Source organism: Actinokineospora sp., from assembly GCF_050699995.1.
In the GTDB taxonomy this organism is placed as follows: Bacteria; Actinomycetota; Actinomycetes; order Mycobacteriales; family Pseudonocardiaceae; genus Actinokineospora.
Genome location: NZ_JBOHGC010000540.1, coordinates 1 through 11,425, shown reverse-complemented (window position 1 = coordinate 11,425; position 11,425 = coordinate 1). Strand labels below are relative to the sequence as shown.

Below are 11,425 nucleotides of genomic sequence, written 5' to 3'. Positions count from 1 at the left end.
GTCACCGTCTCGCAGCTGCTCAACGAGCGCTTCGCGCACGAGGCCGGGCTGCCCGACGAGCTGCTCGGCCTCGGGCACGCCTTCGAGATCAACCCGAAGGTCCCCGACTCGTTCCGCCTCGAACTGGCGCACGCGCTGCTCGCCCGGGAGCTGTTCCCCGACGCGCCGCTCAAGTGGATGCCGCCGACGAAGCACATGACCGGCGACGTCTTCAACGGCTACCTCCTGGATGGGTTCTTCAACCTCGCGGGGGTGCTCACCGGGCAGTCGATCCTGCTGGTCGGGATGATGACCGAAGCCGTGGTCACCCCGTTCCTGTCCGACCGCGACCTGGCGCTCGCCAACGTCCGCTATGTCCTCGACGCGGCGGGCAGCCTCCGCGAGGACTTCCGGCCCGCCCCCGACGGCCTGATCGTCAAGCGCGCCCACCAGGTCCTCGGCGAAGCCGTCGACCTGCTGGACCGGATCGTCGACGACGGCCTGCTCAACGCGATCGCCGACGGCACGTTCGGCCTGATGAAGCGTCCGGCCGACAAGGGCAAGGGCGCCGACGGCGTCATCGAGAAGGCCGACGGCTACCTCAACCCCGCCACCACCCTGCTCGACGAGGGAGCCACCAAGTGACCACGACCGAAGATCCCAAGGTCGCGACACCCAAGACCAAGCGGTACGTGCGCCCCTACGGCGACACGACGGGCGACGGCATGGCGCAGATGTCGTTCACCCTGCCGATCCCGTTCGGCCCCCGCGCCGACGGCGCCGCGCAGCAGCTGGCGAACAAGATGGGCATGGACCCGGCGATGGTCGTGCACAGCCACCCCATCGGCGAGGACTTCACCTTCTTCGTCGTCTACGGCTCCGTGCAGCACATCGTCGACCTCGACGCGGTGAAGGTCGTCGAGCGCGAGTACCCGCTGCTGCCACCGTCCGATGTGAACTCGGTGATCAAGAAGACCCTGCGCCGAAAGATGGTCGTCGTCGGCGCCTGCATCGGCACCGACGCGCACACCGTCGGCATCGACGCGATCCTCAACATCAAGGGCTTCGCCGGCGAGAAGGGCCTGGAGTACTACCGGGAGCTGCGCGTGGTGAACCTCGGCGCCCAGGTTTCCATCCCCGAACTGGTCAAGGCCGCCCGCGCCGACAAGGCCGACGCCGTCCTGATCTCCCAGGTCGTCACCCAGCGTGACGCGCACATCCTCAACACCCAGGAGATGTCGGCGGCGTTCCGCGAGGCGATGGGGGAGCGCTGCCCGCTGCTCATCGCGGGCGGTCCCCGCTTCGACCCGCTGATGGCCGCCGAACTCGGCGTCGACCGCGTCTTCGGCCGCGGCACCACCCCCGGCGCGGTCGCCAGCTACCTGGTGCACGCCCTCTCCCAGCGAAAGGAACACCACGCATGACCCGCGAGGTCGGCTTCACCGTCACTCACCGCAACTACGTGCCGCACTCCCACGCCCACTACGGCGGCAGCCTCGTGGACGGCGCGTACGGCCTCGGGCTATTCGGCGACGTGGCCACGGAGATGTGTATCCGCACCGATGGTGACGAAGGTCTCTTCGCGGGGTACCAGGCGGTCGAGTTCCTCGCGCCGATCCGTGCGGGCGACGTCGTCGAGGCGAGCGCGACGCTCACCCGGGTTGGCACCCGGTCCCGTGACCTCGACTTCGAGGTCCGCGTGGTGTGTCGCGCGGCACCCGAGCGGGGCGATTCGGCGGCCGACGTCCTGGACCCGCCGATTGTGGCGACGCGAGCAAAAGGCACTGTGGTCGTGCCCGGTCAGTGACGAAAACCGATCTGTTTGGGCCGAATGGCTGAACGGATGCTTGCGCCGAATAGTCGTTCGCTGATAACAACCGGTCCCACACTTGTCAGTTGTGGCCTGGGGCGCTCAGGTCGGGCGATGACGGAGGACCATGCCGACCGAGCTCGTCGAGGTGGACCTCACTCTCGATCACTCACCCGAGCAAGTCTGGGATGTCCTGAGTGATCTGGAGCTGTACCCGCGCTTCGCCCGCGAGGTCGCCGCGGTCGAGCGCTTCGGCGCCACCGCGCCGGGTCGCGGGGCGAAGTTCCGGGTGCGGTTCAGCGTCGGCTCAGGCAAGCCGGTCCTCGACGAGGTGGAGATCCTCGTCCACCGCCCGCACGAGCACCTGGTGCTCGTCAGCCCGCGGTGGGAGGGCGGGCACCTCACGCTGCGTCTCGAACCGGCCTCCCGCGGCCGCACGCTCGTGCAGGTGATCCTCTCGCTGCCCGAGGGCATCACCGCCGGGACCGTGCTGACCAACTCCTGGGTGCGCAGACGCATTCGCAAGGCCCTGTCCGTGATCGACGACCACCTCGCGGGACGGGCCGTCACCAGCTCGCCGACCCGGATCGACCAGTCCTCCCGCAGCCAGTCCGCGCTCAACGTCGCGCTCACCCTCGCGCGCGCCGGGGTGTTCACCCCCGGCAGGCCGGACCGGTTGGTCCGCCGGCTCAACGCACTGGCCCGCTGGGGCCCCACGTTCGCGGGCGGCTACCGGGCCGCCGCCGCGGCCAACCCCGACCACCCGGCGATCATCGACGAACGCGGCGAGCTGAGCTTCGACGAGATCGACCGGCGCACCACCCGGCTGGCCAACGGCCTGGCCGAGTACGGGGTGCGGCCCGGCCGCCGGGTCGCGCTGATGTGCCGCAACCACGCCGGGATCGTCGAGGCCGTCATCGCCTGCGGCAAACTCGGCGCCGACGTGCTGATGGTCAACACCGGGATGTCCGCCGACCAGATCGCCGACCTGGTCGACCAGCACCGTCCGATCGCGCTGCTCGCCGACGACGAGTTCGGGCCGCTGTTCCACAACCTGCCCGCGTCGCTGCCGTGGATCTCCACCTGGAGCGCGGCGCCCGGGCAGGTCAGCACGGACACGATCACCCAGGACGCAGCCTCCACCGCGCTGCGCCCGCCCGGGACGCCCAGCAAGATCATCGTCATGACGTCGGGCACCACCGGCGTCCCCAAGGGCGCGCGCCGCCGCAACCCGCCCGGCCTGAGCGCCGCCGCGTCGGTGTACTCCCGCATCCCGCTGCGCTCCCACGAGAAGATGCTGATCCCGGCGCCGCTGTTCCACACCTGGGGCCTGGCCGCGGTACAGCTGGGCATGCCGCTGCAGGCCACGCTCGTGCTGCAGCGCCGGTTCGACCCCGAGTCCGCGCTGCGCGCCGTCGCCGAACTGGGCTGCACGTCGATGTTCGCCGTGCCGATCATGCTGCAGCGCATCCTCGCCCTGCCCGCGCGCGTCAGGGCCCGCTACGACACGTCCTCGCTGCGCGTGGTCGCCAGCAGCGGCTCGGCCATGTCGGGGCCGTTCGTCACCCAGTTCATGGACACCTTCGGCGACATCCTCTACAACTTCTACGGCTCCACCGAGGTCTCCTGGGCGAGCATCGCCGACCCGGCCGACCTGCGGGCCGCCCCCACCACCGCGGGCCGGTGCCCGGTCGGCACCCGCGTGGGCATCCTCGACCCGTCCGGCAAACCGCTGCCGCCCGGCGCGGTCGGGAGCATCTGCGTGGGCAACGAGATGCTGTTCGAGGGCTACACCAACGGCAGCCGCAACGAGATGCACTCCGACCTGATGGTCACCGGCGACCGCGGCTACCTCGACGCGGACGACCGGCTGTTCGTCTGCGGCCGGGACGACGACATGATCATCTCCGGCGGCGAGAACGTCTTCCCGCGGCCGGTGGAGGAGCTGCTGATGGGGCTGGCCGAGGTCGAGGACGCGGCCGTGGTCGGCGTGCCCGACCGGGAGTTCGGGCAACGGTTCGTCGCTTATGTGGCGCTGCGGCCTGGGGCCCGGCTCGAGGCGACCGACGTGCGGCACTACGTGCACGACCACCTGGAGCGGTTCTCAGTGCCCAGGGATGTGTTCTTCGTCCGGCGGGTGCCGCGCAACGCCACGGGCAAGGTCGTCAAGCGGCTGCTCGCCGATCAGGACTTGACCGCCTGACGGTCCGCTTCGGCCTGCGGTGATCACTGACCGTAGGCGGCGATTCTGACAACCGCGCGGTCGGGATTTGTGCGACACGTGACAACTCTCCTTCGACCGTTCGGCCCTCTCGTTACGCCAATCAGGTGGCGGTGACCAGTACTGGGCCGAACGGCCGAGTCGCTGCTTGTGTCGGGTGACGCTGCGCTGATAACTACCGGAAACACGCAGGTGGTGGCAGCGAGCAATCGCGCAAGGCGCTGACGGAGGGTCATTGTCGACCGAGCTCATCGAAGTCGAGCACACGCTCGACCACTCCCCGGACCAGGTCTGGGCGATCATCAGCGAGCCCGCGCTGTATCCGCGATTCGCCGACGTGATCGCCGCCTGCGCCCAGGTGGGCACCGCCAACGGCGGCCGTCGCGCCCGCTACCGGGTCACGTTCAGCGTCGATGGAGCCAAGCCCGTCCCCGACGAGGTCGAGATCCTCGTCCGCCGGCCGCCCGAACACCTCGTGCTGGTCAGCCCACACTGGGAAGGTGGGCACCTGGCGATCCGCCTCGAGGCCGCGGACACCGGCCGGACCCTCGTCCAGGTCACGCTGTCGCTGCCCGACGGGCTCACCAGCGGCACGGTCGTGACCGGGATGTGGGTACGCAGGCGGGTGCGCCGGGCGCTGTCGATGGTGGACCACCACCTCGCCGGGCGGGCCGTCACCACTTCGCCGTCCCGCATCGACCAGGCCGCCCGCGGCCAGTCGCTGCCCACGGTCGCGCGCGTCCTGTTCCGCGCCGGAGTGTTCACCCCGAGCAGGCCGGACCGGGTGGTCCGCCAGCTGAGCGCGCTGGCCCGCTGGGGCCCGACCATCGTCGGCGGCTACCTCGCCGCGGCGGGCGGCGCCCCCCACGCGCCCGCGATCATCGACGAACGCGGTGAGCTGACCTTCGACGAGATCGACCGGCGCACCACGAGACTGGCCCACGGTCTCGCCGAGTACGGGGTGCGGCCCGGCCGCCGGGTCGCGGTGATGTGCCGCAACCACGCGGGCATCGTCGAGTCCGCCATCGCCTGCGGCAAGCTCGGCGCGGACGTGCTGCTGCTCAACACCGGGCTGTCGGCCGACCAGCTCACGTACTCCGTCGCCGCGCACCGACCCGTCGCCCTGCTCGCCGACGAGGAGTTCGCCCCGCTGTTCCACAACCTGCCGATCACGCTGCCGTGGATCTCCACGTGGCGGTCGACCGACGGCCGCACCGACGGTGCGGACGAGGTCGACGTCGACGCGCTCATCCAGCGCTCCCCGGCCACCCGGCTCCCTCGGCCGTCGCAGGCGGGCAAGCTGATCGTGCTCACCTCGGGAACCACGGGGGCGCCCAGGGGCGCGCGCAGGCCCAACCCGCCGGGGCTGTCGTCGGCCGCGTCGATCCTGTCGCGGATCCCGCTGCGGCACCGCGAGCGGATGCTGGTGGCGGCGCCGGTCTTCCACACCTGGGGGCTGGCCGCCGTCCAGGTCGGGACCGCGATCCAGGCAGGCCTGGTGCTGCACCGGCGGTTCGACCCGGAAGCCGCCCTCGCGGCGATCGCCAAACACCGCTGCACATCGATGTTCGCCGTGCCGATCATGCTGCAGCGGATCATGGACCTGCCCGCCCACGTCCGGGAACGCTACGACACCTCGTCGCTGCGCGTCGTGGCGAGCAGCGGCTCACCGCTGCCCGAAGCGTTCCCCGGCGCGTTCATGGACGCCTTCGGCGACATCCTCTACAACCTCTACGGCTCCACCGAGGTCTCCTGGGCCAGCATCGCCGACCCCGCCGACCTGCGAGCCGCGCCGACCACCGCGGGCCGCTGCCCGGCCGGGACCCGAGTCGGCATCCTCGACAACGACGGAGTGCCGCTGCCACCCGGCAACATCGGCAGCATCTGCGTCGGCAACGAGCTGCTGTTCGAGGGGTACACCAACGGCACCCGCAACCGGATGCACGACGACCTGATGGTCACCGGCGACCGGGGCTACCTCGACGCCGACGGCAGGCTGTTCGTCTGCGGCCGCGACGACGACATGATCGTCTCCGGTGGGGAGAACGTGTTCCCGCAGCCGGTGGAGGAGCTGCTGACCAGGCTGCCCGAGGTCGAGGACGCCGCGGTGGTGGTCGTCCCCGACCAGGACTACGGGCAGCGCTTCGCCGCGTACGTCGTGCTGCGGCCGGGGACGCACCTGGAGGCCGTCGACCTGCGACACTACATCCGCGACCACCTGGAGCGGTTCTCGGTGCCCAGGGACGTCTTCTTCGTCCGCCGGGTACCGCGCAACGCCACAGGGAAGGTGGTCAAACGCCTGCTCGTGGACCTGTGACATGGCGCCGCCTTCGGCGGCGCGGCTCGGTCGCTTTGATGGTCACCGCGACCGAGCGGTGGGGGGCGTTAGATCACTCCGTACGCGCGTACGGGGAAGGTGCCCAGGCCGATCACGGGGACGGGGGCGGCGTGGAAGCGGAAGCCGGAGGGTGGTAGCTGCTCCAGACCGCGCAGGTGTTCGGCGATGGGGATGCCTGCGCGCAGGAGGCGGGTGTGGGCGGGGCGCAGGGGGTCGTCGGTGCTGTCGATGTTGAGGCTGTCGATGCCGACCAGCGCGGCGCCCTGCTCAACCAGCCAGTCGGCGGCGTCGGCGGTCAGATACGGGTGGCCCTCGAAGTACGCCGGGGTGCGCCAGTGGCGGTCCCAGCCGGTGTGGATCAGGACTGCCCGGCCCGCCACGTCGAACGGGAGCAGTGCCGCCTTGTCCACCGCGCGTTGTCCGTCGCCCGCGACGCGGACGACGATGCCGTCGAGGTCGGCGACCCGCTCCAAGGGCAGCCTGGCCAGGTCGGGCTCGCCGTCGAAGCGGTGGGCGGGGGAGTCGACGTAGGTGCCGGTGTTGGCGACCATCGAGATGGTGCCGATGTGGAACTCGGTGTCAGGGCCGTAGACCGAGCGCGACTGCTCGCGGGTCAGGTAGTCGCCCAGCTCCGGTCCGGGGACGCCGGGCAGCGTCGCCATCCCGTGCTCCACCGGGTGGCTCAGCTCGACCAGCCGCGACGTGACCGCGCGGTCGGTCTCCACCCCGCGCGATCCCTTGTGCGCCTCGGCGATCATCCGGCGGTTCGACACCCGGACCTCGCCGACCATCAGCAGACCCAGATGCCGCACGAGCAGCTCACCGGTCGCCGCGTTGTCCAAGTCGGGCTTGGGGGAGTCGAGGCGAAAACCCTCGACGCTCAGCGAACCACCGTTGCGGAACGCCACCTCGGCGTCGAACTCGACGCGCCACTGCTCAGTCTCATCGGTCACGGGGCGAACCCTAATTCGCCGGGCTGACAACCCCAACGCAAATACGCTGACCTGCGCGAACAACCCGAACTCTCACTGTCGACTTGAGGGTTATGGTTGATGATCGACACTGTCGACCTGACCTTGAGGCAATGCCTGCGGGGTTGCGTACCGTTCGGGGTTCTGTGCTCGTGTGTGTCTGATTGTGATGGTTGAGATCGGCGACGCGGGTGGGGTGACCCGGGTGTGGTGGTGACGGTTTGTGTCGGTGGTGGTCGGTACGGTTCACGGTGATGATCGTGTTGCAGGCGTATCGGTTCGCGTTGGACCCGACACTGGCCCAGGTGGCTGTGTTGCGGTCGCATTGTGGTGCTCAGCGGTATGTCTTCAACTGGGGCCTTGCCTTGATCAAGGCCAACCTGGGTCAGCGTGAGGCCGAGAAGTCCTACGGCGTCGCGGATGCGGAGTTGACGTCGTCGGTGCAGTGGTCGGCCTACAGCCTGCGCAAACTGTGGAACCAGGCCAAGGACGCGGTCGCGCCGTGGTGGGCGGAGAACTCGAAGGAGGCGTACTCGTCGGGTCTGGCGAATCTCGCGACCGCGTTGGGCAATTGGAACGCCTCGAAGACCCACAAACGCAAGGGCGCGAAGGTCAAGTTCCCGAGGTTCAAGGGCAAACGCGCCGGGTTGTCGTGCCGGTTCACCACTGGTGCGTTCGGGCTGGTCGATCGCAGGCATGTGCAGTTGCCCCGCATCGGCGTGGTACGAACCCATGAGTCAACCCGGAAACTGGCCCGCCAAGTCGAGCGCGGCACCGCCCGCATCCGCTCAGCCACGATCACCCAACAGGGCGGGCGGTGGTTCTGCTCGTTCTCCGTCGAGATCGACCGCCACGCCCCTGCCCCGGCCCGACCGGACTCTGTGGTGGGGGTGGATCTCGGGATCAAGTCCCTGGCGGTGCTGTCCACCGGCGAGGTCATCGCCAACCCGAGGCATCTGGATGTGATGCTGCGGGAGTTGCGCAGGTTACAGCGGCAGGCGGCCCGCCGCACCGGCCCGGACCGACGCACGCGGCGGGCGCCGTCCGGGCGGTGGCTCACGACCCAGACCCGCATCAACCGGTTGCACACGGCCGTGGCCAATGCCCGCCGTGACGGGCTGCACCAGCTGTCCACCCGCCTCGTCCGCACCCACGGCACGATCGTGCTCGAAGACCTCCACGTCGCCGGGATGCTGCGCAACCGGAGCCTCGCCCGACACATCGCCGGGGTCGGCATGGGCGAACTGCGACGACAGATCACCTACAAAACCGGTGGGCCGGTGGCCGCGTTCACCTGGCCGACCGGTGGTACCCGTCATCGAAGACCTGCTCGGATTGTGGCGCGGTGAGAACCAAACTGCGTCTGGCCGAGCGGACATTCCGCTGCGACCAGTGCGGATTCGTCCTGGATCGTGATCTCAACGCCGCGCGCAACCTCGCCCAACTCGTGGACGAGGTCAACGATGGCATGTCCTCCCCGAGTTGCGGGGCGACACAAAACGAGCCCGATGGAAACCCACGTAAGACCCGCACCACGCGGGCACCGGGTACCGCCACGGGAAGACCCGGCCACCACACCGGGCCAACGCCGCACCGCGAGGTGACGGCTCACGACACGTTCGTGAACGGGAGTGCCGGAGAGTGATCGGCTCGCCCCCGTACGCTGAGCGCGTGGTCGCCCCCGCCGTGCCCCAGGAGCCAGATGTGGCCTCCCGCACCGAAGCCCCAGCCCGCCGGGGTCGCCTGATGCTCGCCCTGCGCTCCCTGGCCGCGCTGGCCGCAGGAGCGCTGGTGTTCCTGAGCGTGCCGCCGCGGCCGACGTGGTGGCTCGCGCCGGTCGGGTTCGCGGTGCTCGCACTGCTGCTGCACGATCGCCGGGCCCGCGCCGGATTCGGCTACGGGACGCTGTTCGGCCTTGGCTTCATGGTGCCGCTGCTCGCGTGGACCGGGGTGTTCGTCGGGCCCATCGCCTGGCTGCCGCTGAGCGGTCTCGAAGCCCTCCTCGTCGGCGTGCCGTGCGCGGCCATCGCCGTGGTCACCCGGCTGCGTGGCTGGTACCTGTGGGCCGCGCTGTTGTGGATCGCGGGGGAGACGCTGCGCGCCTACGTGCCGTTCGGCGGGTTCCCGTGGGGCAAGATCGCTTTCGGTCAGCCCGAGGGCCTCTACCTCCCGCTGGCCGCGCTGGGCGGCACGCCGCTTATCGCCTTCGCCGTCACCCTCACCGGGTTCGGACTCGGCGAACTCATCCGCCGCACGCTCATCACCCGCGCACCAAGGGCGCTGGTGATCCCCGCGCTCGCGGCGGTGCTGCCGCTGGCCGCGGGCGTGGCCGCCATCCCCGCTGTGAGCACCGACTCCGACGCGGGCGAGGTCACCGTGGCTGCCATCCAGGGCAACGTGCCGCGCGCGGGTCTCGACTTCAACGCCCAGCGCCGCGCGGTCCTCGACAACCACGTCAAGCGCACCGAGCAGCTCGCCGCCGAACTCGGCGACATGAAGCTCGACCTGGTCATCTGGCCCGAGAACGCCTCCGACATCGACCCCTTCCGCAACCGCGACGCCGCCGAGGCCATCGCCCGCGCGGTCAACGCCATCGACGCGCCGGTCGCGTTCGGCGCGGTCGTCGTGCGCCCGGACGGGCCGCGCAACTCGGTGATCCTCTGGGAGCCCGGTGTCGGCCCGGTCGACGAGTACGTCAAGCGCCAGCTGCAGCCCTTCGGCGAGACGATGCCGATGCGCGAGTTCTTTCGTCTGTTCAGCCCCACCGTCGACCGCGCGGGCACCTTCGTCGCTGGCGAAGAGGCCACGGTGTTCGAGATGGGCGACGCCCGGGTCGCCCTGGTCACCTGCTACGAGGTCGCCTTCGACGGCGTGGTCCGCGAGTCGGTGCTCAACGGGTCGAACCTGCTGGCCGTGCCCACCAACAACGCGACTTTCGGCCGCACCGAGATGACCTACCAGCAGCTGGCGATGGACCGGATCCGCGCGGTGGAACACGGCCGCACCGTGATCGTCGCGGCCACCAGCGGGGTCAGCGCGATCATCCTTCCCGACGGCACGGTGACGCAGAGCACGGGCCTGTTCACGCCTGCGGCGCTGGTCGAGCGCGTGCCGTTACGATCAGCGACTACGATGGCGGACCGACTGGGTGTGTGGCCCGAGTGGACCATGGTGTTCGCGGGCCTCGCCGCGCTGGTGATCGCACTGGTGCGCGGCAGGCGCTCACGGTCCGCCGGGGACATGCCGGCCGCGGCGGACACCCACGGATAGTCATATTGCCCGGTGCCCGCACGCGCCGGCGAGGAGGAACACGGATGACGGACCAGCCGAACGGCCCATCGCAGCTCGAGCCGGTCCTGGTGGTGATCCCGACGTACAACGAGCGGGACAACCTCGGGCCGATCGTCGAGCGGCTGCACGCCGTTTTGCCCACGACGCACGTCCTGGTCGTCGACGACGGCAGCCCCGACGGCACCGGCGACCTCGCCGACGCCATGGCGGCCGCGGACGAGCGGGTCAACGTGCTGCACCGCACGGAGAAGGCGGGCCTCGGCGCCGCCTACGTCGCGGGCTTCCAGTGGGCGCTGGAGCGCGACTACGCCGTCATCGTGGAGATGGACGCCGACGGCTCGCACGCCCCGGAGGACCTGCCCCGCCTGCTCGACGCGCTCGGCGACGCCGACCTGGTGCTCGGGTCCCGCTGGGTCACCGGCGGCAAGGTCGTCAACTGGCCCATCCGCCGGGAGATCCTCTCCCGCGGCGCGAACCTGTACTCACGGCTCGCCCTCGGCGCCAGGATCCACGACATCACCGGCGGCTTCCGCGCCTACCGGCGGGTCGTGCTGGAGAAGCTGAAGCTCCACAACGTGGCGTCGGCCGGGTACTGCTTCCAGATCGACCTGGCCTGGCGGACCGTCGAGGCAGGCTTCACCGTGGTCGAGGTCCCGATCACCTTCGTCGACCGCGTTCGCGGGGAGTCGAAGATGAGCGGCAACATCGTCCGCGAAGCCCTGCTCCGGGTCACCAAGTGGGGCCTCCGCCGCCGCGGCACCCAACTCAAGAACCTGCTCCGCGCCAAAAAAGCCTGACCTGGGACACCCCAACAC

At 70.2% G+C, this 11,425-nt stretch carries 10 protein-coding genes; 9 read left to right on the top strand and 1 reads right to left on the bottom strand.

The window, feature by feature from the left end; translation table 11 throughout:
- From ACRDSQ_RS26590 to ACRDSQ_RS26570, 5 genes are all read left to right on the top strand, one after another.
- The coding region (locus tag ACRDSQ_RS26590; RefSeq protein ID WP_431424722.1) for a lysine 5,6-aminomutase subunit alpha TIM-barrel domain-containing protein at positions 1 to 624 on the top strand (624 nt) is incomplete at its 5' end.
- Positions 621 to 1,403 carry an OAM dimerization domain-containing protein gene (locus ACRDSQ_RS26585; protein ID WP_431424721.1) on the top strand — a complete coding sequence of 261 codons (783 nt, stop codon included), beginning with the start codon at positions 621 to 623 and terminating at the stop codon, positions 1,401 to 1,403. The genes ACRDSQ_RS26590 and ACRDSQ_RS26585, both read left to right, overlap by 4 nt.
- Positions 1,400 to 1,786, top strand: a complete 387-nt coding sequence (locus ACRDSQ_RS26580) for a hotdog domain-containing protein (protein WP_431424720.1) — start codon at positions 1,400 to 1,402, stop codon at positions 1,784 to 1,786. The genes ACRDSQ_RS26585 and ACRDSQ_RS26580 overlap by 4 nt, the downstream gene beginning before the upstream one ends.
- A 130-nt stretch (positions 1,787 to 1,916) precedes the next feature.
- Positions 1,917 to 3,992: an AMP-binding protein gene (locus tag ACRDSQ_RS26575; protein WP_431424718.1), complete on the top strand. Its 2,076-nt coding sequence runs from the start codon at positions 1,917 to 1,919 to the stop codon at positions 3,990 to 3,992.
- A gap of 253 nt (positions 3,993 to 4,245) precedes the next feature.
- Positions 4,246 to 6,327 carry an AMP-binding protein gene (locus tag ACRDSQ_RS26570; RefSeq protein WP_431424717.1) on the top strand — a complete coding sequence of 694 codons (2,082 nt, stop codon included), beginning with the start codon at positions 4,246 to 4,248 and terminating at the stop codon, positions 6,325 to 6,327.
- A 68-nt stretch (positions 6,328 to 6,395) separates the two neighbouring features.
- Here the strand turns inward: ACRDSQ_RS26570 and ACRDSQ_RS26565 are convergent, their stop codons facing one another.
- Positions 6,396 to 7,301: a cyclase family protein gene (locus ACRDSQ_RS26565; RefSeq protein ID WP_431424715.1), complete on the bottom strand. Its 906-nt coding sequence runs from the start codon at positions 7,299 to 7,301 to the stop codon at positions 6,396 to 6,398.
- Positions 7,302 to 7,573: 272 nt separating this feature from the next.
- Between ACRDSQ_RS26565 and tnpB the strand changes: the two genes are divergently transcribed.
- Genes tnpB through ACRDSQ_RS26545 form a run of 4 tightly spaced genes read left to right on the top strand, consistent with a single transcriptional unit; the run spans position 7,574 to position 11,407 of the window.
- Entirely contained in the window at positions 7,574 to 8,668 is a 1,095-nt protein-coding gene (gene tnpB, locus ACRDSQ_RS26560; RefSeq protein WP_431424713.1) for an IS607 family element RNA-guided endonuclease TnpB, read from the top strand.
- A complete protein-coding gene (locus tag ACRDSQ_RS26555; protein WP_431424724.1) occupies positions 8,614 to 8,964 on the top strand; it encodes a zinc ribbon domain-containing protein in 351 nt (116 codons plus the stop codon). The genes tnpB and ACRDSQ_RS26555 overlap by 55 nt, the downstream gene beginning before the upstream one ends.
- Before the next feature lie 26 nt (positions 8,965 to 8,990).
- Positions 8,991 to 10,589: an apolipoprotein N-acyltransferase gene (gene lnt, locus ACRDSQ_RS26550; RefSeq protein ID WP_431424712.1), complete on the top strand. Its 1,599-nt coding sequence runs from the start codon at positions 8,991 to 8,993 to the stop codon at positions 10,587 to 10,589.
- Between the two features lie 44 nt (positions 10,590 to 10,633).
- Positions 10,634 to 11,407 (top strand): polyprenol monophosphomannose synthase, encoded by a 774-nt coding sequence (locus tag ACRDSQ_RS26545; RefSeq protein WP_431424710.1) that lies wholly within the window; start codon positions 10,634 to 10,636, stop codon positions 11,405 to 11,407.
- Positions 11,408 to 11,425: the final 18 nt, after the last annotated feature.

Excerpts from the sequence above, each read along its gene's own strand:
- ACRDSQ_RS26580 (WP_431424720.1), top strand. The coding sequence starts at position 1,400 with ATGACCCGCGAGGTCGGCTTCACCGTCACTCACCGCAACTACGTGCCG.
- ACRDSQ_RS26575 (WP_431424718.1), top strand. The coding sequence starts at position 1,917 with ATGCCGACCGAGCTCGTCGAGGTGGACCTCACTCTCGATCACTCACCC.
- tnpB (WP_431424713.1), top strand. The coding sequence starts at position 7,574 with ATGATCGTGTTGCAGGCGTATCGGTTCGCGTTGGACCCGACACTGGCC.
- ACRDSQ_RS26545 (WP_431424710.1), top strand. The coding sequence starts at position 10,634 with ATGACGGACCAGCCGAACGGCCCATCGCAGCTCGAGCCGGTCCTGGTG.